The sequence below is a fragment of the Synechococcus sp. FACHB-909 genome (assembly GCF_014698945.1).
Taxonomy (GTDB): Bacteria; Cyanobacteriota; Cyanobacteriia; order PCC-6307; family Cyanobiaceae; genus Cyanobium.
This window is the reverse complement of record NZ_JACJTY010000002.1, coordinates 75,411-100,422: the sequence shown is the minus strand read 5'-3', so window position 1 is coordinate 100,422 and position 25,012 is coordinate 75,411. Positions and strand designations below refer to the sequence as shown.

At 70.8% G+C, this 25,012-nt stretch carries 19 protein-coding genes; 12 read left to right on the top strand and 7 right to left on the bottom strand.

The features are described from left to right. Positions 1 to 15 precede the first annotated feature (15 nt). Positions 16 to 1,392, top strand: a complete 1,377-nt coding sequence (locus tag H6G99_RS03810; protein WP_190609993.1) for an APC family permease — start codon at positions 16 to 18, stop codon at positions 1,390 to 1,392. Then, a complete protein-coding gene (locus tag H6G99_RS03805; protein ID WP_190609992.1) occupies positions 1,389 to 2,993 on the top strand; it encodes a glycine betaine ABC transporter substrate-binding protein in 1,605 nt (534 codons plus the stop codon). The genes H6G99_RS03810 and H6G99_RS03805 overlap by 4 nt, the downstream gene beginning before the upstream one ends. On the opposite strand, the gene H6G99_RS03800 is transcribed toward H6G99_RS03805, so the two are convergent. Genes H6G99_RS03800 through H6G99_RS03790 form a run of 3 tightly spaced genes read right to left on the bottom strand, consistent with a single transcriptional unit; the run spans position 2,954 to position 5,798 of the window. Further along, entirely contained in the window at positions 2,954 to 3,472 is a 519-nt protein-coding gene (locus H6G99_RS03800; protein WP_190609990.1) for a universal stress protein, read from the bottom strand. The two genes, H6G99_RS03805 and H6G99_RS03800, sit on opposite strands and share 40 nt — an antisense overlap. Positions 3,473 to 3,502: 30 nt before the next feature. Beyond that, positions 3,503 to 4,195, bottom strand: coding sequence for a hypothetical protein (locus H6G99_RS03795; protein ID WP_190609988.1), 693 nt, complete (start codon positions 4,193 to 4,195; stop codon positions 3,503 to 3,505). A 7-nt stretch (positions 4,196 to 4,202) separates the two neighbouring features. Then, on the bottom strand, positions 4,203 to 5,798 hold the full coding sequence (locus H6G99_RS03790) for a ferredoxin--nitrite reductase (RefSeq protein WP_286190981.1): 1,596 nt from the start codon (positions 5,796 to 5,798) through the stop codon (positions 4,203 to 4,205). Between the two features lie 349 nt (positions 5,799 to 6,147). On the opposite strand from H6G99_RS03790, the gene H6G99_RS03785 reads away from it, so the two are divergent. The 6 genes from H6G99_RS03785 to H6G99_RS03760 all read left to right on the top strand — a co-directional run bounded on the left by H6G99_RS03785 (position 6,148) and on the right by H6G99_RS03760 (position 13,119). After that, the gene (locus H6G99_RS03785; protein WP_353617164.1) at positions 6,148 to 7,200 is read left to right on the top strand and encodes an anthranilate phosphoribosyltransferase; all 1,053 of its coding nucleotides are present in this window, start codon (positions 6,148 to 6,150) and stop codon (positions 7,198 to 7,200) included. A gap of 206 nt (positions 7,201 to 7,406) precedes the next feature. Next, positions 7,407 to 8,720 (top strand): CmpA/NrtA family ABC transporter substrate-binding protein, encoded by a 1,314-nt coding sequence (locus H6G99_RS03780; RefSeq protein WP_190609983.1) that lies wholly within the window; start codon positions 7,407 to 7,409, stop codon positions 8,718 to 8,720. Between the two features lie 52 nt (positions 8,721 to 8,772). Further along, the gene (ntrB, locus tag H6G99_RS03775; RefSeq protein ID WP_094586387.1) at positions 8,773 to 9,606 is read left to right on the top strand and encodes a nitrate ABC transporter permease; all 834 of its coding nucleotides are present in this window, start codon (positions 8,773 to 8,775) and stop codon (positions 9,604 to 9,606) included. A gap of 2 nt (positions 9,607 to 9,608) precedes the next feature. After that, the gene (locus tag H6G99_RS03770; protein WP_190609981.1) at positions 9,609 to 11,645 is read left to right on the top strand and encodes an ABC transporter ATP-binding/substrate-binding protein; all 2,037 of its coding nucleotides are present in this window, start codon (positions 9,609 to 9,611) and stop codon (positions 11,643 to 11,645) included. 38 nt (positions 11,646 to 11,683) lie between these two features. Then, positions 11,684 to 12,517 (top strand): nitrate ABC transporter ATP-binding protein, encoded by an 834-nt coding sequence (locus H6G99_RS03765; RefSeq protein ID WP_094586391.1) that lies wholly within the window; start codon positions 11,684 to 11,686, stop codon positions 12,515 to 12,517. Positions 12,518 to 12,537: 20 nt separating this feature from the next. Beyond that, positions 12,538 to 13,119, top strand: coding sequence for a Crp/Fnr family transcriptional regulator (locus H6G99_RS03760; RefSeq protein WP_190609979.1), 582 nt, complete (start codon positions 12,538 to 12,540; stop codon positions 13,117 to 13,119). On the opposite strand, the gene H6G99_RS03755 is transcribed toward H6G99_RS03760, so the two are convergent. Beyond that, positions 13,090 to 15,303, bottom strand: a complete 2,214-nt coding sequence (locus tag H6G99_RS03755) for a molybdopterin oxidoreductase family protein (RefSeq protein ID WP_190609978.1) — start codon at positions 15,301 to 15,303, stop codon at positions 13,090 to 13,092. The genes H6G99_RS03760 and H6G99_RS03755 overlap by 30 nt on opposite strands. Before the next feature lie 136 nt (positions 15,304 to 15,439). On the opposite strand from H6G99_RS03755, the gene H6G99_RS03750 reads away from it, so the two are divergent. From H6G99_RS03750 to H6G99_RS03740, 3 genes are all read left to right on the top strand, one after another. Next, positions 15,440 to 16,060 (top strand): histidine phosphatase family protein, encoded by a 621-nt coding sequence (locus H6G99_RS03750; protein WP_190609976.1) that lies wholly within the window; start codon positions 15,440 to 15,442, stop codon positions 16,058 to 16,060. A gap of 110 nt (positions 16,061 to 16,170) precedes the next feature. Continuing rightward, positions 16,171 to 18,603, top strand: coding sequence for a phosphoketolase family protein (locus H6G99_RS03745; RefSeq protein WP_190609975.1), 2,433 nt, complete (start codon positions 16,171 to 16,173; stop codon positions 18,601 to 18,603). After that, positions 18,600 to 19,703 carry an acetate/propionate family kinase gene (locus tag H6G99_RS03740; RefSeq protein WP_190609973.1) on the top strand — a complete coding sequence of 368 codons (1,104 nt, stop codon included), beginning with the start codon at positions 18,600 to 18,602 and terminating at the stop codon, positions 19,701 to 19,703. The genes H6G99_RS03745 and H6G99_RS03740 overlap by 4 nt, the downstream gene beginning before the upstream one ends. A 4-nt stretch (positions 19,704 to 19,707) precedes the next feature. Here the strand turns inward: H6G99_RS03740 and H6G99_RS03735 are convergent, their stop codons facing one another. Beyond that, on the bottom strand, positions 19,708 to 20,451 hold the full coding sequence (locus tag H6G99_RS03735) for a succinate dehydrogenase/fumarate reductase iron-sulfur subunit (RefSeq protein WP_190609972.1): 744 nt from the start codon (positions 20,449 to 20,451) through the stop codon (positions 19,708 to 19,710). 211 nt (positions 20,452 to 20,662) lie between these two features. Here H6G99_RS03735 and H6G99_RS03730 point away from each other — a divergent pair, with 211 nt between their 5' ends. After that, positions 20,663 to 22,414, top strand: coding sequence for a putative bifunctional diguanylate cyclase/phosphodiesterase (locus H6G99_RS03730; protein WP_190609970.1), 1,752 nt, complete (start codon positions 20,663 to 20,665; stop codon positions 22,412 to 22,414). Here H6G99_RS03730 and H6G99_RS03725 read toward each other — a convergent pair. After that, positions 22,371 to 24,281 (bottom strand): fumarate reductase/succinate dehydrogenase flavoprotein subunit, encoded by a 1,911-nt coding sequence (locus tag H6G99_RS03725; protein WP_286190980.1) that lies wholly within the window; start codon positions 24,279 to 24,281, stop codon positions 22,371 to 22,373. The two genes, H6G99_RS03730 and H6G99_RS03725, sit on opposite strands and share 44 nt — an antisense overlap. 8 nt (positions 24,282 to 24,289) lie before the next feature. Then, positions 24,290 to 24,937 (bottom strand): succinate dehydrogenase/fumarate reductase transmembrane subunit, encoded by a 648-nt coding sequence (locus H6G99_RS03720; protein WP_190609967.1) that lies wholly within the window; start codon positions 24,935 to 24,937, stop codon positions 24,290 to 24,292. Positions 24,938 to 25,012: the final 75 nt, after the last annotated feature.

Genomic DNA, 25,012 nt, shown 5'->3' with positions numbered 1-25,012 from the left:
ACTCCCCCCGATCCGGTGGTCCCGGACCAGCCCGCGACCGCCCAGACCCCGGGCCGCCTGCTCAACGTGCTCGGGGTGACCTTCGGCATCGCCGGCGCCGTGGGCGGCACCATCGGCGCCGGCATCCTGCGCACCCCTGGCCTGGTGGCGGCCCAGCTGGGAAGCGGCCCCTGGGTGGTGGCGGCCTGGCTGGCCGGCGGCCTCTACGCCCTGCTCGGCGCCATCGCCGTGGCGGAGCTGGGGGCCAGCCTGCCCCTGGCCGGCGGCTGGTACGTCTACGCCCGGCGCTGCTTCGGCGATGCCGCCGGCTTCACCGTGGGCTGGATGGACTGGATCGGCCACTGCACCGGCATCGCCTGGGTGGCGGTCACCATCGGCGACTACGCGCTGTTCCTGGTGCCAGGCCTGGAGCTGCCCGGGAAGCTGGTGGGGCTGGGGGTGGTGGCTCTGTTCACCCTCATCCAGCTGCTGGGGGTGGAGGCCGGCAGCGGCAGCCAGAAGCTGCTGAGCCTGGCCAAGGCGATCGCCTTCCTGGCGGTGGTGGTGGCCTGCTTCCTGCTGGGCGGCCCCGACAGCCGCGCCGCCGCCAGCGCGGCGATCCCCACCGCCGCCACGGCCCTGGCCACCCCGGCGGGCTGGACGGGGATGGCGGTGGCGTTGGTGTTCTCCCTGCAGGCGATCGTCACCACCTACGACGGCTGGCACAGCCCCATTTATTTCTCCGAGGAGTTCAGCGAACCCCAGGAGGACCTGCCCCGCTCCCTGATCGGCGGTGTGCTGGCCGTGATCGCCATTTACACCCTGTTCAACCTGGCCCTGCTGCGGGTGCTGCCCCTGAAGGTGATCGCCGTCTCCAGCCTGCCGGTGGCGGACGCGGCCGCCCTGCTGTTCGGCGCCTTCGGCGGCCAGGCGATCACCGTGCTGGCGCTGCTGTCCCTGGCGGGCCTGATCAACGCCTCGATCATGGGCGCGCCGCGCATCCTCTACGGCCTCAGCCGGGACAGGCTGTTCAGCCCCCTGGTCGACCGGGTGAACAGGGGCGGCACCCCCACCGTGGCCCTGGTGCTCACCAGCCTGGCCTCGGCCCTGCTGGTGCTCTGCGGCGACTTCACGATCCTGCTCGGGCTGGCCGCGTTCCTCTACGTGAGCCTCTACCTGGTGGGGATCGTCTGCCTGTTCGTGCTGCGCCACCGGGAGCCGGAGCGGCCACGGCCGTTCAAGGCCTGGGGCCACCCGTGGAGCACCGCCATCGTGTTGGTGGGGTCGATCGCCTTTCTGGTGGGCGCCCTGCTCAACGACACCGCCAACAGCGGCTGGGCCCTGCTGCTGATCGGCGTCAGCGTGCCGGTGTTCCAGGCCACCCGGGCCCTGACGCCGGCCGAAGCCCCATGACCTCGCGGTGGCCGCCGGCCTGGTGGGACGGCGCCCTGGCGGGGGAGATCCTGCAGCGCAGCGGCGAGCACCTGCTGCTGGTGGGCACCGCCATCGGCCTGGCCCTGGCCATCAGCCTGCCGCTGGGCCTGTGGATCAGCCGCCGGCCCCGCTGGGCCGGGCCCGTCCTGGCGGTGGCCAGCACCGTCCAGACGGTGCCGAGCCTGGCGATCTTCGGCCTGCTGCTCACCGTGCCGCTGCTGGGGGGGATCGGCACTACCCCGGCGATCGTGGCGCTCACCCTCTACGCCCTGCTGCCCCTGCTGCGGGGCCTGGTCACCGGCCTGGCCCAGGTACCTCCGGGGCTGAAGCAGGCCGGCCATGCCCTCGGCCTCAGCGAGCGTCAGGTGCTGCTGCACGTGGAGCTGCCCCTGGCCCTGCCCACCCTGATGGCCGGCCTGCGGGTGGCCACGGTGATCGGCGTGGGGGTGGCCACGATCGCCGCCGCCATCGGCGCCGGTGGCCTGGGGGTGTTCATCTTCCGGGGCATCGCCACGGTGAACAACGGCCTGATCCTGGCCGGGGCCCTGCCGGCCGCCGCCATCGCCCTGCTCGCCGACGGCGGCCTGGGGTGGCTGGAACGGCGGCTGGCCCAGCCCCGTGCCAAGGGTCCCAGCGGCGGGCGGCGACGGCTGCTGCGGCTCGCCTGGGGCCTGGCGGGCCTGGCCCTGGGGGCCGTGCTGACGCTGAAGCTGCTGCCGCCCGCCGGCGCCGGCACGGTGCGGATCGGCAGCAAGAGCTTCACCGAGCAGCTGATCCTGGGGGAACTGCTGGCCCAGCAGATCGAGGCCGCCACCCCGTTGAACGTGAAGCGGGACTTCGGCCTGGGGGGCACCGGCCTGATCCACGCCGCCGTGCGCAGCGGCCGCATCGACGGCTATGTGGAGTACACCGGCACCGCCTGGACCACGCTTCTTAGCCAGCCCCCTCCGCCGCCGGACACGCCCGATCCGGCGCGGGAGGTGTTCGAGGAGACGCGCCGGCTCTATGGCGAGCGCTTCGGGCTCACCGTGTTCCCCTCCCTGGGCTTCGAGAACAGCTTCGCGATCCTGGTGCGCCGATCCGAGGCCCGGCGGCTGGGGATCGCCACGATCAGCGAGGCGGCCCCCCACACCCCGGGCTGGCGGGCGGGCTTCGGCTACGAGTTCCTCAACCGCCCCGACGGCTTCGCCGGCCTGGCCCAGCGTTACGGGCTGCGCTTCGCCCAGCCGCCCGAGGCCATGGATCTGGGCCTCACCTACCGCGCCCTGGCCGAGGGGCGCGTCGACCTGATCGCCGGCGACACCACCAACGGCCTGATCCCCGCCCTGGACCTGCAGCAGCTGCGGGACGACCGCCACTACTTCCCCCCCTACGACGCGGTGCCCGTGTTCAACGCGGCCACCATGCGGCGGCGCCCGGAGCTGGTGCCGGTGATCGAGGCGCTGGCCGGCCGGATCCCCGCCGCCACCATGCAGCGCCTCAATGCCCAGGTCGACCTCGACGGCCTGGACGTGGCCGAGGTGGTGCGCCGCTGGCGCCTTCAGGAGGCCGGCGCGGCCGGGGCCGAGGGCGACTCCTGACCGTTGCCGGCGGCGGGCCCGGGGCGCCGGAACACCAGCACCGGCAACTCGGTGTGGGTCAGCACCCGCTGGGTCTCGCTGCCCAGCAGCAGCCCGGCGAGGCCGCGGCGGCCATGGGAGGCCATGAAGATCAGGTCGCAGCCGTGGCGGGTGGCGGCGTCGATGATCGCCTCGTAGACGACCGGATGCTCACCGATGGCGGTGTCGCAGGGGACCCCGGCCTCCTCCGCCAGGGCCCTGGCCCGCCCCAGCAGCTCGTCGGCATAGGACCGCTCCGCCTGGGTGAACTGCTCCACCACGGCCGGATCGAGCAGCACCGGATCGCCATAGAGGGAGCCCTGGGGCGGCATCGCCAGGTTGGCGAGCACGTGCAGGAAGGTGATGGAGGCCCCCGCCTCGCGGGCGAAGCTCACCGCCCGCCGGATCGTGCCATCGGAGAGATCGGAGCCATCGGTGGGCACCAGCAGGTGACGGAACATCGGCCTCGCCTCAAGCGCGCTGGGGTGCGCTCATGATCGCCCGGCCGCCAGGCGCCGCTCCACCCGCCGCGCCAGCTCCGGGTCCAGGCGGCGGCGATCCAGGGCGGCCAGGTCCTGCCCTCCCCCGGGCAGGCGGGCCAGCAGATCCACGGCCGTGGCGGCCAGGGCGGGGTCCAGATCCCCCACCAGGGCGCCGAGCGCCTGCCGCAGGGGAAGCGGCGGCCAGACCCCGAGCCCCACGGCCAGGCCCTCCAGGGCGGCCCGGCGCTGCTGCAGCGGCAAGGGCGCCAGCGCCCGCTCCCGCAGCAGCGGGAAATCGTCCGGGTGGCGCTGATGGCCCAGCAGGGGCAGCAGGAGCGCGGCCCGTGCCGCCGCTGCCGAGCCGTCGGCGGGGGAGGCGGCGGACGCTGCCAGGGCCTGCCGCAGCAGGGTGCGGCAGCGGGGATCGCGGTGGCGGCCGATCACGGCCAGCAGGGCGGGGTCGGCGGCGGGCTGGGCCAGCCACCAGGCCAGCAGCCGTGCCGCCGCCGGGCCATCGAGCCGCTCGGCCAGGGCGGCGAGCAGGTCAGGGGCGGGCCGCAGCGATCCCGCCTCCACCGCCTGCAGCCAGGGCTCCAGGTCGAGGTCCCGGGCCCGCCGCAGGCCTTGCAGCCAGGGCCAGCGCTCGGGGCTGCCGCCGGCCGGCAGCGCCAGGGGCTCCCAGGAGGCGCGAGCGGCCGTCACGGGGCGCTCACGGCGCGGTCCGCCGCCGGGCACCGAAGCGTTCCACCAGCAACCCTTCGAGCACATCCGGGAGCTCGGAGAGGGGCACCGCCTTCTCGTGCAGCTCGGCCAGCTGCGGGTCCTGATCCAGGCGGCCCCCCAGGAAGATCTTCGCCGCCTCCACCATCTGGCCGTCCTGGCGGGCCTTGGCCCCCATCAGGCCGATCTGGCCCATGTAGGGCTGGCCGCAGGCGTTGGGGCAGCCGGTCCAGTGGCTGCGCACGGCCTCGGGCAGCTCCAGCCGCCGCTCCAGTTCGTCGATCACCGCCTGGGCGGTGCGCTTGGTGGGGATCAGGGCAAAGCTGCAGTAGCGGCTGCCCGTGCAGCTCACCGCTTCGGCCTGCAGGGCGCCGGGCTCCAGGCGGAACCGTTCCAGCAGCGGTTCGGCCTCCAGCGCCGCGAGTTGGTCGGTGGGCACATTGACGATCAGCACGTTCTGGGCCTCGGTGAGGCGCAGCTCACCGCTGCCGTAGGTGCGGGCCAGGCGGGCCAGCTCCAGCATGGAGGCGGCGTCGAGGCGCCCCATCGGCACATGCAGACCTGCCCAGTGGAGGCCCGCCTGCTTCTGGGCCTGGAGTCCCAGCCCGTCGCGGGGGGGCCGCACCACCAGATGGCGGCCGTCGTGGGGCAGCGGAGCCGTCGCCGCCGATCCGGCCAGCTGCCGATAGGCCGCCACCACGGCATCGCGGTAGGCCTCCAGCCCCAGCCCATCGACCAGATACATCAGCCGGCTTTTGTTGCGCTGGGTCCGGTTGCCGTGGGCGTCGTAGTGCCGCAGCAGGGCCAGGGTGAAGTCGGGCAGCTGGTCGGGCCGCAGCCACAGGCCGAGGGGAACCGCCAGTTCGTTGCGCTGGGCCGAGAAGAAGCCGCCCACCATCACCGTGAAGCCGAGCGGCCCGGCCGGCTCCTGGGGATGGGGTGCCGGCAGGAAGGCCAGGTCGTTGTGGAGCAGGAAGCTGTCGGGGGCGCCGCCGACGGCCACGTTGAACTTGCGCGGCAGGTTGCGGGGGCCGCCATCGGCCAGCAGCCGGGCCTGGATCGCGTCCACCAGCGGCCGGGTGTCGATCAGTTCCTCGGGATCGAGGCCGGCCAGGGGGTTGCCGGTGATGTTGCGGGGGTTGTCGTGGCCCGACTGGCGGCTGGTGAGGCCCACCTGCTCCATCGCCGCCAGCAGGGGCGCCATGTCCTCCAGCAGCAGACCCCGCAGCTGCAGGTTCTGGCGGGTGGTGATGTCGGCGCTGCCGTGCTCGCCGCAGCGGTCGACGGCGTCGGCCAGCAGCTCCAGCTGTTCAGCACGGATGACCCCGTTGGGCAGCCGCAGCCGCACCATGAAGCGACCGGGGGTGACGGGACGGAAGAAGATCCCCAGCCACTTGAGGCGGATCGTCAGGGTGGCCTCGTCGAGGGACTCCCAGCCCGCCGCGGCCAGCTCCGCCAGCTGCGGGGCCAGGTCGAGGCCGCAGAGCTCCGCCTTGGCCCGTTCCACCTTGCTGAGCTCCGCCGGGAGCGGGGCGGACGTGTCGGTGGCGACGCTGGTATCGGTGCTGGTATCGGTGCTGTTCATGCGAAAACGGCGGTACGCATGGCCAGCCATGCGGCGGATTCCTGCCAGGCAGGTGGGCGGAAGCGGAGCCTCGGGGGTGCCTCGGGGGGTGCTTCAGGGAGCGCGTCTCAAGCCGGTCCGGCGAGACGGGAACCCGGGACGCCGATGAGAGCTGCGTCGTCCGGAAGGATCGTTGTGTCGGGGAGCGCCGGGGAAAGCTGCGCGAACCCACCGATCCGGAAGGGTTTAGTTTCCGGCATGGAACCGTCCACCCATGTCGTCACTGTTACCAGAACCGGCCAGGCCCGCACCTGACGCTTCCCCAGGGGGGACGGCGGAGCCCCGGAACGGTGCCGACGATCGGCGCCAGGTGCGCCTGCAGGCGCTCGGCCCCGAGCGGGCCCGGTTCCGCGAGCTGATCGGCAAGGTGGGCAGCGGCGAGCACACCAGCACCGGCCTGGATCGCCGGGAGGCCGCCGAGGCCATGGACCTGATGCTCCAGGGTCGGGTCGCGGACGCCCAGATGGGGGCCTTCCTGATCGCCCACCGGATCCGCCGTCCCCATCCCACCGAGCTCTCCGGCATGCTCGACAGCTACCGGCGCTGCGGGCCGGTGCTGGAAACCCCCGGCCGGCGGCCGCTCTGCTTCGGCGTGCCCTACGACGGCCGCAGCCGCACCGCCCCCCTGCTGCCCCTGGTGGCCCTGGTGCTGGCCAGCGACGCGGTGCCGGTGGTGCTGCACGGCGGCGATCCGATGCCGGTGAAGTTCGGCGTCACCCTGGCGGAACTGTTCGAGGCGATCGGCATCCCTTCCACCGGCCTGTCGCTCGCAGCGGTGCAGCGGCGCCTTGATCGCCACGGCCTGGCCCTCACCCACCAGCCCGACCATTTCGTCTGGGCGGAGCGGCTGGTGCCGGTGCGGGACGCCATCGGCAAACGGCCGCCGGTGGCGAGCCTGGAGCTGCTCTGGACGCCGCACCGGGGGGAGCACCTGCTGGTCAGCGGCTTCGTCCATCCCCCCACCGAGACCCGCGCCTGGCAGGCCCTGCAGGACTGCGGCGAGACCGACCTGCTGACGGTGAAGGGGCTGGAGGGCTCCACCGACCTGCCCACCTCCCGCGCCGGCATCACCGCCCGGGTGCGCCACGGAACCACCGAGCGGATCCTGCTCCACCCCCGCGACCACGGCATCACCAGCGCGGAGGTGCCGTGGCAGGGCCTGGAAGCCTGGCGGACCGAGGCCCTGGCGGCCCTCTGCGGCGAAGGGGCCCTGGTGCCGGCGCTGCGCTGGAACGTGGCGGCCTACCTCTGGTTCGCCGGCCGGTTCGAACGGCTCGAGGACGCCCTCGCCCAGGCGACGGCCCTGCTCGTAGCCCGCAGCGGCGAGCGGCTGCGCCGCCAGCTGGCCGCACCGGAAGGCTGAACCGACCGCTCGAAAATCCGAATCGGTAACCGTCGCGACCCTGGTAAGGGCTGTCGCCGTGGTCTCTTGATTCATGTCTGGTCAGCATGCGCGCCAGCCAACCCAATCTTCGCCAGCACGGTGCGCTTCGTTGTGGAGCCCGTCCTGAGAACCCATGCACCTGCTGGTGCGTCCCTCCGGTCCCCCCTGGCTCCCCCTCCGGCTCCATGTCGAATCTTTCCCGTCGCAAGTTTCTGATCACCGCCGCCGGCACCACGGCCGGTGCCATCTGGCTGAGTGCCTGTGGCGGCACCAAGGAAGCGGCCGCCCCCACCCCGGCCCCGGCCGGAGGTGGCGCCGATGCGCCTGAAGTTCCCGGGGTGACCCTCGGCTTCATCGCCCTCACCGATGCCGCCCCGCTGATCATCGCCAAGGAGAAGGGCTTCTTCGCCAAGCACGGCATGCCCGATGTGAAGGTGATGAAGCAGACCTCCTGGGCCGTCACCCGCGACAACCTGGAACTGGGCGGCGGCGGCGGCGGCATTGATGGCGCCCACATCCTCACGCCGATGCCCCTGATGCTGGCGGCGGGCAAGATCACCAAGAGCCAGCAGCCGCTGCCGATGGCCACCCTGGCCCGGTTGAATACACAGGGCCAGGGAATCTCGGTCTCGAAGGATTTCCTGGCCAACAAGCTCACCATCGACAACAAGGCCGGCCTCGCCGACGCCGTGGCGTCCACGGCCAAGACCGGCAGGAAGTTCAAGGCGGCCGTCACCTTCCCCGGCGGCACCCACGACCTCTGGATGCGCTACTGGCTTTCGGCGAACGGCATCGACCCCAACAAGGACGCCGACCTGGTGGTGGTCCCCCCGCCCCAGATGGTGGCGAACATGCAGACCGGCACCATGGACACCTTCTGCGTCGGCGAGCCCTGGAACCAGCGCCTGGTCAACAAGAAGCTCGGCTACACCGCCGCCGTCACCGGGGAACTCTGGAAGTTCCACCCCGAGAAATCCTTCTCGATGCGTGCCGACTGGGTAGAGAAGAACCCCAAGGCCACCCAGGCCCTGCTGAAGGCGGTCCTGGAAGCCCAGATGTGGTGCGAAGACCCCGCCAACCTCGACGAGCTCTGCGAGATCACCTCGAAGGACAAGTACTTCAAGGCCTCGGTGGCCGACATCAAGCCACGGCTGGCCGGCAACTTCGACTACGGCGACGGCCGCGTCGTGACCGACAGCCCGTATCGCATGCGCTTCTGGAGCGAGAACGCCTCCTTCCCGTTCAAGAGCCACGACCAGTGGTTCGTCGTTGAAGACATGCGCTGGGGCTATCTCCCCGCCAGCACTGACATCGACGCCCTTGTGAACCAGGTGAACCGGGCCGATCTCTGGAAGGAGGCGGCCAAGGCGATCGGGCAGGAGAAGGCGATTCCCGCCAGTGATTCCCGCGGCAAGGAAACCTTCTTCGACGGTGTCGTCTTCGATCCGGAGAATCCGAAGGCCTACCTGGACGCCCTCAAGATCAAGGCCATGTCCTGACACGGAAGACGCCCCTTCCCTTGTTCCTCCAGCCCGTTCCCACCGTTCCCCCATGGCCCTCAGCGCAGCAGCACCCCACAACCGGTCCAGAAGGATCACGCCGATCTGGGTCTCCTGGGTGTCCCCCTATGTGATCTGCATCGGCGCCTTTCTGGTGGTGTGGCAGCTGGTGTCCCTGATCCTGGGGGTTGCCCGCCTGCCAGGGCCCATCAATGTCGTCGCCGACACCTGGGACCCTTACATCATCCATCCCTTCTTCGATGATGGCGGCACCAGCAAGGGCCTGGCCTGGCAGATCCTGATCTCGCTGCAGCGGGTGGCCATGGGCTATGGGCTGGCCGCCGTGGTGGGGATCACCATCGGCGGCCTCCTGGGGATGAGCCGCTTCCTCGGCAAGGGCTTTGATCCCGTGATCCAGGTGCTGCGCACCGTGCCGCCCCTGGCTTGGTTCCCGATCGCCCTCATGGTGTTTCAGGACTCCGCCGTCTCGGCCGTGTTCGTCATCTTCATCACGGCGATCTGGCCCATCATCATCAACACGGCCGTGGGCATTCGTCAGATTCCCGAGGACTACATCAACGTGGCCCGGGTGCTGAAGCTGCGAAAAAGCGCCTACATCAAAGACATCGTCATCCCGGCGACGGTGCCCTTCGTGTTCGCGGGACTGCGGATCGCCGTGGGACTGGCCTGGCTGGCGATCGTGGCCGCCGAGATGCTCAAGGCCGATGGCGGCATTGGCTATTTCATCTGGGATGCCTACAACTCTGGGGGCGATGGCAGCTCCAGCGAGATTGTGCTGGCCATCATCTATGTGGGCATCGTCGGTCTGCTGCTCGATCGCCTGGTGGCCTTCGTCGGCCGCAAGCTCAGCAAGGGAGCCGCCTGACCATGGCCGCCCTGTTCACCGTCGACCACGTCACCCAGGCCTTCCCCCTGCCCGGCGGGGGTGAATACGTGGCCCTGAGGGACATCTTTCTCGATATCGCCGAAGGCGAATTCATCTCCCTCGTCGGCCACTCCGGCTGCGGCAAGTCCACCCTGCTGAACCTCCTGGCCGGCCTCACCAGCGCCACCCAGGGCGGCATCCTGATGAACGGCCGGCAGGTCACCGATCCAGGCCCGGATCGGATGGTGGTATTCCAGAACTACTCGCTGCTCCCCTGGCTCACGGTGCGCCAGAACATCGCCCTGGGCGTCGACAACGTGATCGCCGCCAGCGACCGCCGGGAGCGGGAGGCGATCATCGAGCACCACATCCAGCTGGTGGGCCTGAAGGCCGCCGCCGACAAGTACCCCCGGGAGATCTCCGGCGGCATGAAGCAGCGGGTCGCCATCGCCCGCGCCCTGGCCCTGCGGCCGAAGCTGCTGCTCCTCGATGAGCCCTTCGGCGCCCTCGACGCCCTCACCCGGGGCAACCTGCAGGAGCAGCTGATGCGGATCTGCCAGGAGGCGAAGGTCACCGCCCTGATGGTCACCCACGACGTCGACGAAGCCCTGCTGCTCTCCGACCGGGTGGTGCTGATGACCAACGGCCCCGAGGCCCACATCGACCAGGTTCTCGAGGTGCCCCTGCCCCGGCCCCGCACCCAGCTGGGCACGGTGGAGCACCCCCGCTACTACGGGCTGCGCGCCGAGATCGTCAACTTTCTGACGGACCAGCGCCGGGCCCGGCAGCAGCGGCTCAAGCCCGCCGAGCCGGTCGCCGCCGACGGCCTCGAGAAGGTGAACCTGGAGCTGGGCTTTATTCCCCTCACCGACTGCCTGCCGCTGGTGGTGGCCCAGGAGAAGGGCTTCTTCGCCAGACACGGCCTCACCCAGGTGCGGCTGCGGCGCGAAAGCAACTGGAAAACCCTCGAGACCCACGTGCGCCAGGGCGTGCTCGACGGGGCGCTGATGGTGGCGGGGATGCCGATCGCCATGACCCTCGGCTGCGGCGGCCAGCCGCCCCTGGCAATGGTGAGTGCCCTCACCCTCAGCTGCAACGGCAATGCCATCACCCTGCACCGCCGCTTCCATGAGGCCGGGGTGAACACCCTGGACGACTTCAAGGCCTGGATCGCCGCCCACCCGGAGTCCAGGCCGGTGCTTGCCGTCGTGCATCCGGCCTCGATGCACAACCTGATGCTGCGGGCCTGGCTGGCCTCGGCGGGGATCCACCCCGAGCGCGACGTGGAACTGCTGGTGATCCCGCCGCCCCAGATGGTGGCGGCCCTCAAGGCGGGCACCATCGATGGCTACTGCGTCGGCGAACCCTGGAACTCCCGCGCCGTCCTGGAGGGTCTCGGCACGGTGATCGCCACCGATGTGGAGCTCTGGAACGGCCACGGCGAGAAGGTGCTGGGGGTGAAGGAGGCCTGGGCGACCGCCTACCCCCGCACCCACCGGGCCCTGGTGCTGGCGCTGCTGGAGGCCTGCCGCTACTGCGAAGACCCTGCCCACCGCGACGAACTGGCCGAGCTGCTGTCCCAGGGTCCGTACGTGGGCACCGATGTGGCGACGATCCGGCCGGGCCTCGTCGATGCCTACGACCGCGGCACCGGCGCCCCCACCGCCATGCCCTCCTTCAACCGCTTCTTCGGCCCCGAGGTCAACGAGCCCAACCCGGCGGAGGCGGTCTGGATCCTGAGCCAGCTGGGCCGCTGGGGCCTGACCAGCTTCCCCAGCAACTGGCAGGAGGTGGCCGAGCGCGTGCAGGATCGGGCCCTGTTCCGGAGCGCGGCCGCCGCCCTGGGGCTGCCTGCCGCGGAGCGCCCCCCGTCAGCGGTGGCGGCGGCGTTCGAAAGCGATCGCCTCGACCCGCTCGATCCCCTCAGCTACCTCGACCGCCTGCCCATCAAGGGCCAGGTGACCGTGGCCCCGGCACCCCTGCCACCGCCGCCCGCCCGGAGTGCGGACGCCCCGGTGCCCGCCCCGGCCGGCCGCTGACCCCACGCCCTCCCCTTCCTTTCCGCTCCTTCGCCCAGATGCAGACCCTGACGACGCCCCAGCCCACCACCACCGGCGCCGCCGAACCGTTCCTGGTGATCGACGGGGTCAGCAAGGTGTACCCCACCCCCAACGGGCCCTACACCGTGCTGGACAACATCAGCCTGGAGGTGACCGAAGGGGAGTTCATCTGCGTCATCGGCCATTCCGGATGCGGTAAATCCACCCTGCTGGATCTGGTCTCCGGCTTCGGCCAGCCCACCAGCGGCGAGGTGCGACTGGAGTCGGTGCCGATACGGGAACCGGGACCGGACCGGATGGTGGTGTTCCAGAACTATTCGCTGCTGCCCTGGATGTCGGCCGCCGAGAACGTGGCCCTGGCGGTGAACAACGTGTTCCCCCACCTCAAACGCAACGGCGACGCCAGCCGGATCGTGGAGAGCCACCTGGCCATGGTGGGGCTGAGTGAGGCCGCCGACAAGAAGCCGGGCAGCCTCTCAGGAGGGATGAAGCAGCGGGTCTCGATCGCCCGGGCCCTGGCTTTGCAGCCCAAGGTGCTGATCCTCGATGAACCCTTCGGCGCCCTCGATCCGATCACCAAGGAGGAGCTGCAGGAGGAGCTGCTGAAGATCTGGCAGGAGCACCGGGTGACCGTGCTGATGATCACCCACTCCATCGATGAGGCCCTGTTCCTCGCCGACCGGGTGGTGATGATGACCAACGGCCCGGCGGCGACGATCGGCGAGATCCTCGAACTGCCCTTCCCCCGTCCCCGCCAGCGGGCCCAGCTGATGGAGATGCCGGAGTACTACGACTACCGGAACCACGCCCTGGACTTCCTCTACCGCCGTTTCGCCCACGACGACCAGTGAGGCCGCCACACCCTGACTGGGTGACGATCGCCGAAGGCCACACCCTGTTGCTGGAACCTGACCGTCAGGGTGGCGTGCGCTGTTTCCTGATCGAACGGGGGCTGCTGAAGGTGTCGTTGTCCTCCACCGACAGCCAGCCCATCACCCTGGGATTCCTGCAGGCCGGCGACCAGCTGCCGCTGGAGTTTCAGCGGCGGGCCACCATGCACCTGGAGGCCATCACGCCGGTGCAGCTGAGCGAATGCGGCGTGGAAGCGCCCCAGCCCGGGCAGCACAGCCTCAACGACTGGGCCGTGGATCTGCTGCTGATCCGCCGTCTGACCACGGCCGAGCTACGGCTCACGGCCCTGCTGCGGCTGCTCGCCGAACGCATCGGCCGGCGTCAGAAGGACTGGTACGTGCTGCCGCTCCAGCTCACCCACGCCCAGATCGCCGATCTGATCGGCCACACGCGGGTGACGGTGACCCAGCAGTTTTCCCTTCTCCGCCGCGCCCGGCTGATCGAAACCTGCCGTGGCCCGGCCGGTGACCTGCGGTTGGCGCCCGGGCTGGTGGAGCCGCTGGTCGCCGACTCAGGGGCTGGCTGGGGGCCGATCGGCTGAAGCGTCGGCGGGCGCCTGTGTCGAAGAAACCGCCACCGGTTGCAGCGTCACCGCCGCGGCCTTGAGCTCCGGCTGCTGGGAGATCGGGCAGCCCAGGGCATGCATCAGCCGGTTGGCCTCGCAGGCCTGCGTCTGGGCCGCCCCCCAGTGCATCGGCAGGAACACCGTGCCCTGGCGGATGCGGTCGGTGACGAGCACCCGGGCCGTCACGCCAGCCCGCCGGGAGATCACCTGCGCCCGGCCACCATCGACCAGTCCGTGGGCCCGGGCGTCGGCGGGATGGACCTCCAGCAGCGGCTCGGCATGGGGCCGCAGCAACCGCTCGACCTGGCCCGTGCGGGTCATGGTGTGCCACTGCTCCAGATAGCGGCCCACGGTAAGCACCAGGGGGTAGTCGCCATCGGGGGGTTCCCCCAGGCCCATCGGCTGCTCGCTGATCAACCGGGCCCGGCCGGAGGGGGTGGGGAAGCGGCCGGTGGTGTGCAGACGCGGGGCACCGCCGCCGGGCGCCGTGCCGGCGGGGAAGGGCCATTGCTGGGGACCGTGCTCCTGCAGCAGCCCGTGGCTGAGGCCGCTCAGATCGCACACCCGGCCCGCGGTGATCGCCACGAACTCGGCGAACACCTCGGCCGAAGAGCCATAGCGGAACTGCTCCTCGAAACCCAGGCGCCGCCCCAGTTCGGCGAAGATCGCCCAGTCGGGACGGGCCTCCCCCGGAGGCGCACGGAAGGCCGGGCACAGGGTGACGCGGCGCTCGGAATTGGTCATCACCCCGGCCTTTTCGCTCCACTGCGCCGCCGGCAGCACCAGGTGGGCGATGGCGGCGGTTTCGGTGCCGGCGTAGGCCTCGCTGAGCACCACCAGCGGGCAGCGGGCCACGGCGGCCCGCACCCGATCGAGCCAGGGGAGGCTCACCAGCGGATTGGTGGCCGCCACCCACCAGAGCCCCAGGGCCCCCCGCTCCATCGCCTCGATCTGCTCCCACACGGTGAGGCCCGAAGCCGGCGCGATGCTCCCCGGCGCCAGGCCCCAGTGCTGCTCGATCGTGGCGCGGTGGCCGGCGTCGGTGACGGAGCGGTAGCCCGGCAGCAGCCCGGCCAGCCCCCCGGCCTCCCGGCCCCCCATGGCATTGGGCTGGCCGGTGAGGGAGAAGGGCCCCGCCCCGGGTCTGCCGATCTGGCCGCTCACCAGGTGCAGGTTGATGATCCCCGCCACGGTGGCGGTGCCCTCCACGCTCTGGTTCACCCCCATCGACCAGAGGCTCACCACGCCCGTGCTGGCCGCCCAGCGGGCCGCCAGCTGGCGCAGCTGCTGCTCCTCGATGCCGCAGAACAGGCTCACCTTCTCGGGCGTCCAGCCCGCCCAGAGCTCCGCGAGCGCCTCGAAGCCCTCGGTGGACGCCGCCACGTAGGCCCGATCCACCGCCCCCTGCTCCAGCAGCAGATGGCCGAGGCCATGCAGCAGCGCCAGGTCGGTGCCGGGCCGAATCGCCAGGTGCAGGTCGGCCGCGTCGCTGGTGGCGGTGGCGCGGGGATCCACCACCACGATCTGCAGGTCCTGCTTCTGCTTGCGCTTGCGCTTCAACAGCCGCTGGAACAGCACCGGATGGCACTCGGCCGTGTTGGTGCCGATCAGCAGCACCGTGTCGGCCTGATCGAGATCGTCGTAGCAGCAGGGGGGACCGTCGCTGCCGAAGCTGCGCACGTAGCCGGACACGGCCGAACTCATGCAAAGGCGCGAGTTGGCATCGAAGTTGTTGCTGCCCAGCGCCCCCTTGATGAGCTTGTTGGCGACGTAGTAGTCCTCGGTGAGGAACTGCCCGGAGCCGTAGATCGCGATCCCGTCGGGTCCCTGCTCGGCCAGGGTGCGGCGCACCTGGGCCTCGATCAGGTCGAAGGCCCGGTCCCAGCTGATCGGCTCGAAGGGCTGGTCGGTGCGCGGCCGGTAGAGCGGGGTGGTGAGGCGGTTGCGGTGCAGGGTCTCGCCCACGGTGGCCCCCTTGACGCAGACCTGCCCCAGGGAGGAGGGGTGGTGGCGGTCGCCGCGGGCCGTCCAGATCGCCGCGCCTCCTTCGGTGGCCGGCGCGGGGGGCTTCATCTCCAGACCGCAGCCGACGCCGCAATAGGGGCACTGGGCCCGGGCCGGGCCGTCGGAGGGGGAGGGGGGCGTGGCGGGGAGGCTCAAGATGGCGGGGGCACGACAGCGACGGGTAGCCTCCCGGCGGACGTTCGGGCGTCCGCTGCGGCCACCCCCATCACCACTCCGGCCGGAGCACCGAGCTTAAGTGAGTGTCACGACGTCATCCCCCGAGAGCCCTTCCGTGACAACGATTCAGAACGGCCCAACCGCCACCCCCACCGGCCCCGTTGAGGTGGTCCTGATCCGTCACGGCGAAACGGCATGGAGCCTCTCGGGCCAGCACACCGGCAACACCGACATCCCGCTCACCCCGCGCGGGGAGGAGGCGGCCCGCGGCCTCGCACCGCTGCTGGCGGGAAGCCCGTTCTCCCTGGTGCTGTCCAGCCCCCTGCAGCGGGCGCGGCGCACCTGCGAACTGGCGGGGCTGGCTGCTCAGGCCTGCCTCGAGCCCGATCTGGTCGAGTGGAATTACGGGGCCTACGAAGGTCTGACGAGCACGGAAATCGAGCGGGATCGGCCGGGCTGGATGGTGTTCCGGGATGGCTGTCCCGACGGGGAGAGTCCCGCCCAGGTGGGGGAACGGGTCGACCGGGTGATCGGCCGGCTGCGGCAGGAGGGCGGCCGGGTGGCCCTGGTCGCCCACGGCCATCTGCTGCGGGTGTTCGTGGCCCGCTGGATCGGTCTGACGCCCAGCCACGGGGCCCATTTCCTGCTCGACACCGCCACCCTCACGGTGCTCTCTGATTACCGGGGTCTGCCGGCCGTGAAGTGCTGGAACGCTCCCCTGGCACCGGTGCCTTGAAGAGGGTCCATGTCGGATTGCTGACCCTCGCCCGGCTCGTTCGGCGAATCACCTGCTTTTCTGCGCCGGCAGGCGAAAGTTGAGGTCACAGCCCCCCGCATGTGACGGCCATGACCATCTCGACGATGGCCCCCTTCGAGGCCCCCGCCATGACGCCGGATCTGGAGCAGGAGCTGTCCCTGATCGATGCCTGGTGGCGCGCCGCCAACTATCTGGCCGTCGGGATGATCTATCTGCGGGACAACCCGCTGCTGGCCCAACCGCTGCGCCATGAGCACGTCAAGGCCCGGCTGCTGGGGCACTGGGGCTCCTCCCCCGGCCAGGCCTTCCTCTGGGCCCATGCCAACCGGGTGATCCGCCGCCACGACGTCGACATGATCTACCTGTCGGGGCCGGGGCACGGCGCCCCCGGGGTGCTCGGCCCCACTTACCTCGACGGCAGCTACAGCGAGGTGTACCCGGACAAGAGCCAGGACACCGAGGGGATGCGCCGCTTCTTCAAGCAGTTCTCCTTCCCTGGCCACATCGGCAGCCACTGCACCCCGGAAACCCCCGGGTCGATCCACGAGGGCGGCGAACTCGGCTACGTGCTCTCGCATGCCTGCGGGGCGGTGTTCGACAACCCCGACCTGATCGCCCTGGCCTGCGTGGGCGATGGCGAGGCCGAGACCGGCCCCCTGGCCACCTCCTGGCACATCAACAAGTTCCTCAACCCGATCGGCGACGGGGCGGTGCTGCCGGTGCTGCACCTCAACGGCTACAAGATCGCCAACCCCACCCTGCTGGCCCGCATCCCCCACGAGGAGCTGGCCAGCCTGATGCGCGGCTACGGCTGGGAGCCGATCTTCGTCGAAGGCCACGAGCCGATGGCCATGCACCGGGCCATGGCCGCCGCCATGGACCAGGCGGTCGGGCGCATCCTGCAGATCCGCGCCGAGGCCCGCGCCAGCGGCGAGGCCGTCCGCCCCGCCTGGCCGATGATCGTGCTGCGCTCGCCCAAGGGCTGGACCGGACCGGCCTCCCTGCACGGCAAGAAGCTGGAGGGATTCTGGCGCTCCCACCAGGTGCCCCTGGCGGCGCCGAACACCGATCCCGAGCAGCTGCAGCTGCTGGAGGAGTGGCTCAAGAGTTACCGGCCCGAGGAGCTGTTCGACGAGCACGGCACCCTGCGGCCTGACCTGCAGGCGCTCTCCCCGCAGGGACACCGGCGGATGGGCTCCAACCCCCACGCCAACGGCGGCCTGCTGCGCCGCAAGCTGCAGTTCCCCCCCCTCGAGGACTACGCGGTGGAGGTGGCGGCCCCCGGCACCACGGAGGAGGAGAACACCTTCCCGCTCGGCGAACTGCTGCGCGACATCATCCAGTCGAACCCCGTGTCGATGCGGGTGTTCGGCCCTGACGAAACCGCCTCCAACCGCCTGCAGGCCATCTATGAGGTGAGCAAGAAGGTATGGATGGAGGAATTCCTCCCTGAAGACCTCAACGGCAGTGAACTGGCCCGCAGCGGACGGGTGGTGGAGATGCTCAGCGAGCACACCCTGGTGGGAATGATGGAGGGCTACCTGCTCACCGGGCGCTACGGGTTCTTCCACACCTACGAGGCCTTCGCCCATGTGATCGCCTCGATGTTCAACCAGCACGCCAAATGGTTGGAATCCTGCCTGCTGCATGCCACCTGGCGGGCCCCGATCGGCCCCTGGAACTGCCTGATCTCCTCCACGGTGTGGCGGCAGGACCACAACGGCTTCACCCACCAGGATCCCGGCTTCATCGACCTGGCGGGCAACAAGAGCGGTGACGTGGTGCGGGTGTACCTGCCGGCCGATGCCAACTGCCTGCTGGCGGTGGCGGAGGAGGCCCTGCAGGAAACGAACGTCTGCAACATCATCGTCTCCGACAAGCAGAAGCACCTGCAGTACTTCAACCTGGAACAGGCCCGGCGCCATGTGGCCAAGGGGGTGAGCATCGTCGGCTGGGCCAGCAACGACGACTGCGGCGCCACCCCCGATGAGCCGGATGTGGTGATGGCCTGCGCCGGCGACATCCCCACCAAGGAGACGCTGGCGGCGGTGGAGATCCTGCACCGGGAGATCCCCAGCCTGCGGATCCGGGTGATCAACGTGGTCAAGCTGTTCGCCCTCACCGAGCCGAACGAACACCCCCACGGCCTCAGTGACCGGGACTTCGACACCCTGTTCACCACCGACCGGCCGGTGATCTTCAACTTCCACGGCTACCCCTGGCTGATCCACCGCCTCACCTACCGCCGCACCAACCACGCCAACATCCACGTGCGCGGCTACAAGGAGAAGGGCAACATCAACACGCCCCTCGAACTGGCGATGAACAACCAGATCGATCGCTTCAATCTGGTCATCGACGTCGTCAACCGGGTGCCCTTCCTGCGCTCCCGCGCCGCCCACGTCAAGGAGCGGATGCAGGACGCGATCCTCTCCAACCGGGCCTATGCCCACACCCACGGCACCGATGCCCCGGAGGTGACCGACTGGCGCTGGACGCCCCCGGCGGCCGCGCAGGGATGACGGAGCCGGCGACGCTGGCCGGCGAGGTGGCTGGGGAGGTGCTGGTGCTGAACGCCGGCAGCTCCAGCCTCAAGGTCTCCGTGCACACCCGCACAGGGGACTGCCTCTGGCGGGACCAGCGCAGCTGGAGCGTCGGCGCCGCGGAAGGGACGGCTCCCGAGGAGCGGCTGGAGGCGGTGCTGGACGCCTGGCTGCCCGGGGCCCTCGCCGGCCGGGTCACCGGGCTGTCCGTCGCCGGCCACCGGGTCGTCCACGGCGGCGAGCGGTTCACGGCCCCCGTCCGGCTCGATGCCGCCGTGCTCGCGGTTCTGGAGGAGCTGGTGCCCCTGGCGCCGCTGCACAACGGTCCGGCCCTGCGGGTGATGCGCTGGCTGAGCCGCTGGCAACCCGGGATCACCCAGTGGGCCTGCTTCGACACGGCCTTCCACGGCACCCTGCCGGAGGCGGCCCGCACCTACGCGATTCCGGCCCGCTGGCGCGCCGAGGGCCTGCGGCGCTTCGGCTTCCACGGCCTCAACCACCAGCACGTGGCCGAAACCGTGGCCCGCCGCACCGAAAGCGAGCACCGCGGCGAGGAGCTGCGGCTGATCAGCTGCCACCTCGGCGCCGGCTGCTCCCTCTGCGCCATCCGGGGGGGCCGCAGCATCGCCACCACCATGGGCTACACGCCCCTGGAGGGGCTGGTGATGGCCACCCGCAGCGGCTCCATCGATCCCGGCCTGCTGCTGCACCAGCTGCGCCGGGGCGTCACGGCCGAGGAACTCGACCACGGGCTGCAGCAGGAGAGCGGCCTGCTGGGCCTCTCGGGGCTGAGCGCCAGCATGAAGGACCTGCGCCAGGCCGCCGCCGCAGGCCACGCCGGCGCCGAGCTGGCGATCGCGGTGTTCCGCCACCAGCTGCTGCAGGGCATCGGGGCCATGGCCGCCAGCCTGGGCGGGGTCGACGTGATCGCCCTCACCGGCGGCATCGGTGAACACGACCGGGCCCTTGGGGAGGAGCTGGAGGCGGCGCTGGCCTGGCTGGCGCCCTTCGAGCTGCTGCGGATCCCCGCCGATGAGGAAGGGGTGATCGCCCGGCACTGCGGTGCGGTCGGCCCCTGAGGCCTCAGGGGCGGCGCCAGGACTCGCGGTGCATCCAGCTGATCCAGTCGGCGGAGATCTGCTTGGGGCAGGCGGCCTCGCATTCCAGGTGGCTGCTGCAGCTGCCGAAGCCCTCGCTGACCATCTGGTCCTGCATGGCCCGGGCGCGCTGCCGCCGCTCCGGCTGGCCCTGGGGCAGCTGGCCCAGGTGCGCCAGCTTGGCGGCCACGAACAGGCTGGCGGAGGCGTTGCGGCAGCTGGCCACGCAGGCGCCGCAGCCGATGCAGGCGGCGGTGTCGAAGGCCTGGGCCGCCTGCTCCCGGCCGATCAGCAGGGCGTTGGCCTCCGGCGCACTGCCGGTGTTGATCGAGCAGTAGCCGCCGCTGGCGATGATCCGGTCGAAGGCGGAACGGTCCACGGCCAGGTCCTGCAGGACGGGAAAGGCCCGGGCGCGGAAGGGCTCCAGCGTCAGCACGGCGCCGTCGCGGAACTGGCGCAGGTAGAGCTGGCAGACGCTGGTCGCCCGCTGGGGTCCCTGGGCCTGGCCGTTGACGAGAAAGCCGCAGGACCCGCAGATGCCCTCGCGGCAGTCGTGCTCGAAGCCCACCGGCCGGGCCCCTGCGGCGATCAGCCGTTCGTTGAGCAGGTCGAGGGCTTCGAGCAGGGAGAGGTCGGTGGAGACCCCCTCCAGCCCATGGACCTCGAAGCCGCCGGGCTGATCGGGACCGGCCTGGCGCCAGATCCTCAGGGTGAGGGAAACGGTCTGCATGGAAACGGCCGTGGCGGGGACAGCCGTGGCGTCGGGGCTGATTCTGCCGGTCAGGCGGCGGGGATGTTGTCGTTCCGCGTCATCCACGCCGCAATGGCCCCGGTCCCAAGGCGAAAGATGCAATACTCAGTCAATTTTCAGAAATAGGGTTCCGGCCCGCCATGCCCGATCGGGTCCCTGCTGCCGCGTGAACGATCACCGAAAACTTGTCGTGGAGCTTCGCCGGTCGATGGGGCGGCTTGAGGCGGCCCTCGGCACGATCAGCGATGCCCTGGTGATCACCAGCTGCGAGGGGCGGGTGCTCTGGTGCAACGCCAGCTACGCGCGGCTGGTGGACCGCACCCCCCCGGCGGTCCTGGGGGAATCGATCTACGACCAGCTGCCCCGCGACTGCGACAGTGCCCCCCTGCTCAACCCGGAGCTGGTGCTCGCCGGCGGCGACCTGGGGGGCCACTTCACCCGGGTGCTGGACCGCAGCGAGCTGCGGGCCATCGAGATCGAGTGGAAGCCCATTCGCAGCGAGCGGCTGAGGCCGCTCATCTTCTGCTTCCGGGACGTCAGCGCCCTGCTCTCCTACGAGCAGCTGCGGGTCGAGGCCGAGCGGATCGAACGGCGCCGCCAGCAGACCGAGAACCTGAACCGGGCCCTGGAACTGGAACGCCTCGCCCTGGCCACCAAGGTGATGGAGTGTCCCGTCACCGGCCTGCCCAACCGCCGCGGTCTCCACGTCAGCATCCGGGCCGCCCTCAAGACCCAGCGCCAGAGCGGCGGCCGGATCAGCATCCTGTTCTGCGATCTCAACAGCTTCAAGGAGATCAACGATCTGCACGGCCATCAGATCGGCGATGACCTGCTGATCGAGATCGGCCGCCGGCTGCAGCACTCCCTGCGCTTCGGCGACATCCTTTCTCGCCTTGGTGGTGATGAGTTCGTCGTGCTGACGATGGGCATCTTCAATGAGGCCGATGCCCTGCAGCTGGCGATGCGGCTCAATGATGCCGTCGGTCAGGCGTGGTCGGTGGAAGACCACACGATCCGCCCGTCGATGAGCATCGGCATCACCATCTCGGACGATCCGGACATCACCGTGGATGAGTTGATCCGGCGGGCTGATCTCGCCATGTACGAAGCCAAGACCAACGATCAGCACATCTCCTTCTACCATTCCTCCATCGATAAGAAAGTCCGGAAGAACATCCATCTGCGCCATCAGCTGGAGGGGGCGATCCAGCACGAGGCCATGTTCCTCGCCTATCAGCCGATCGTCGGGCTGGAGGACCGGCAGGTGGTGGGGATGGAGGCGCTGCTGCGCCTTGGGGCGATCACGGCGCCGATCGCCACCCCCTCGGAATTCATCCCCCTCGCCGAGCGCACGGCCCTGATCCTGCCGATCGGCCGCTGGGTGATCAGCGAAGCCCTCCGGCGCCTCTCCCAGCTGCGCGCCGAGGGCTCGGAGGTCACGATGGCGATCAATGTGAGTCCCCTGCAGCTGAAGGAAAGCGGCCTCAGCGATTACTTCCTCACCCAGGCGGAACGGCTCGGGGTGGATCCCAGCTGGACCGTGATCGAGGTGACCGAAAGCATCCTGATCGAACATCCCGAACTGGCCACCTCCGAGCTGAGCCGGTTACGGGAGGCCGGCGTCAAGGTGCATCTCGATGACTTCGGCACGGGATACTCCAGCATGTCGTGGCTAGCTCGGCTGCCGATCGATTCGATCAAGGTCGACCGCAGTTTCATCGCCGACTTTCTCAACGACCACCGCAAGGCCGTGGTGCTCGACGCCATGATCCGCCTGTCCCACGACCTGGGCCTGGGCCTGATCGCCGAAGGCATCGAGACCGCCGAGCAGCACGAAGGCCTGCTCGCCATGGGCTGCGACCAGGGCCAGGGATTCTTCTTCGGACGACCCGAACCGCTCAGCCGTAGTTTCGCGGTCCCGGCACAACGGATCGGTAGGTGAGGGGCTCGCAGTGGCGCAGGGGGGTGGCTCCCGGCCGGTGCTCCCAGGCCGCGATGTGGGCGAAGCGCTCGTCGTCCCGCAGGGCTTCGCCGTCCGGGGTCTGATGCTCCTCGCGGAAGTGGGCGCCGCAGGATTCTTCCCGCGCCAGGGCGTCCCGCAGCATCAGATCCGCCAGTCCGAAGAAGTCCTCTAGGCGCAGGGCCTTCTCCAGTTCGCCGTCGAGCACACCGTCCTGGTCAGGGAGGCGCAGATCCCGGAGGAAGTCCTGGCGCAGGGCCTCCAGCTCGGTGAGCGCCGCCGTGAGGCGATCGGCGCGGCGGCTGATGCCGCAGGCGTCGATCATCAGGTGGCCCAGCCGGCGGTGGAAGACATCCACAGGCTGGGTTCCCCCCGTGCTTCGCAGGGCCCCGATGCGGGCCTCCACCGCCGCCACGGCCTCCCGGCAGGCCGGGTGGTCATCCACCAGGGCGCCGGCACCGGCGCCGGCCAGCCAGCCCGTCACCGTCGCCGGGGCGATGAAGTAGCCGTCGGCCAGGGCCTGCATCAGCGCACTGGCCCCGAGCCGGTTGGCGCCGTGCTCGGAGAAGTTGGCCTCCCCGAGCACGAACAGGCCGCCCACCGTGCTCATCAGGTGGTAGTCGACCCACAGCCCACCCATCGTGTAGTGGGGGGCGGGATAGATCCGCATCGGCGTGGCCCTGGGGTCGTCGCCGGTGATCCGCTCGTACATCTCCAGCAGGTTCCCGTAGCGGGCGTCGATCGCCCCGGTGCCGTCCCGGGCGATGGCGCCGGCCAGGTCGAGGTAGACGGAGCGGCCGCCGGGCCCGACGCCCCGGCCCTCCAGGCACAGCTCCCGGGCCCGACGTGAGGCCAGATCCCGGGGTACCAGATTGCCGTAGCTGGGGTACTGGCGCTCAAGGAAGTAGTCCCGCTCCGCCTCCGGAATCGCCGCCGGCGGCCGGTCGTCGCCGGGGTGCAGCGGCAGCCAGATCCGGCCGTCGTTGCGCAGGCTCTCGCTCATCAGGGTGAGCTTGCTCTGGTGGGCGTCGCCGCTGGGGATGCAGGTGGGGTGGATCTGGGTGAAGCAGGGGTTGGCGAAGCAGGCCCCCCTCCGGTGGGCCTGCCAGATCGCCGTGGCGTTCGACTTCAGGGCATTGGTGGAGAGGTAGAAGACGTTCGAATAGCCGCCGGTCGCCAGCAGCACCGCATCGGCGCTGATCACCTCCAGGGCGCCGGTGAGCTGGTGGCGGCAGACCACCCCCCTGGCCCTGCCGTCATGGACGATCAGGTCGAGCATGTCGCGGCGGCAGAGCAGCTCCACCCGCCCGGCGGCGACCTGGCGCAGCATCGCCTGGTAGGCGCCATAGAGCAGCTGCTGGCCCGTCTGGCCGCGGGCGTAGAAGGTGCGGCTCACCAGGGCGCCGCCGAAGCTGCGGTTGGTGAGGGTGCCCCCGTACTCCCGGGCGAAGGGCACCCCCTGGGCCACGCACTGGTCGATGATCGCGCCGCTGATCTCGGCCAGCCGGTGGCAGCCGGCTTCCCGGGCGCGGAAATCACCGCCCTTCACCGTGTCGCGGAACAGGCGCTCGACGCTGTCGCCGTCGTTGGCGTAGTTGCGGGCGGCGTTGATGCCCCCCTGGGCCGCCACGGAATGGGCCCGCCGGGGGCTGTCGTGGTAGGTGAGCACCTGCACCCGGTAGCCCTGCTCGGCCAGGCTGGCGGCAGCCGAAGCCCCCGCCAGACCGCTGCCCACCACCAGGATCCGCAGCCGCTGCTTGCGGTTGGGGCTGATCAGCGGCAGGTTCTCCCGGCAGCGCTGCCAGGCGGTGGCGACGGGGCCGTCGGGCAGGCGCGGATCCAGCGGCATCGTCGTGCTCATCCGCCGGCCAGCAGCGGGCCCACGGGCCGCAGCACCAGGGCGATCGGCACCAGGGTGAAGCCCGCCCCCAGCAGCAGGGCCAGCCCCCGGCCCCCCAGCCGCAGGGCGGCGGCATTGGCGGGCTCCAGCAGCCCCAGCCGGCGCACGGCGCTCTCGGTGCCGTGGATCAGGTGCAGACCCGCCGCCACCCCGGCGGCCCCGTAGAGGGCCAGGCACCAGGGCGTCGCCAGCACCTCCAGCACGGCGGCCAGCTCAGCCCCCGCCGCCGGGCGATGCCAGCGCAGCTGGGCGAGGTGCAGGCAGAGAAACAGCAGCAGCAGCGAGCCGCTCCAGGGGATGGCCCGGCCCGCCAGGGCCGCCAGGGGCTCCCACGCTCCCGTCCGGCGGCTGCGCAGGGGGCCGGCCGCCGGGCCGCGGGCCTGGCGATTGACGTGGGCCCGGTGCAGCGAGAGCAGGGGATGGCCCAGGGCGGCCGCCAGCAGGGCGAGCTCCAGCCAGGGCAGCCAGCCCTGCTGGTGCAGGGAGGCGGCATAGCTCTCGAACGCCGGCGGATCCACCAGGGCCAGCAGCACGCCGCCGAGGTGGACGGCGAGGAACAGCACGAGCGCCAGGCCGGTGACGGCGATCCAGAATCCGATGATCATTCAGCTGCAGGTCAGCGCCCCTGGAGGCAAGGTGGCAGAAGGCATCGGGGGAAGGGGCCGGGGCGGGGCATGCGG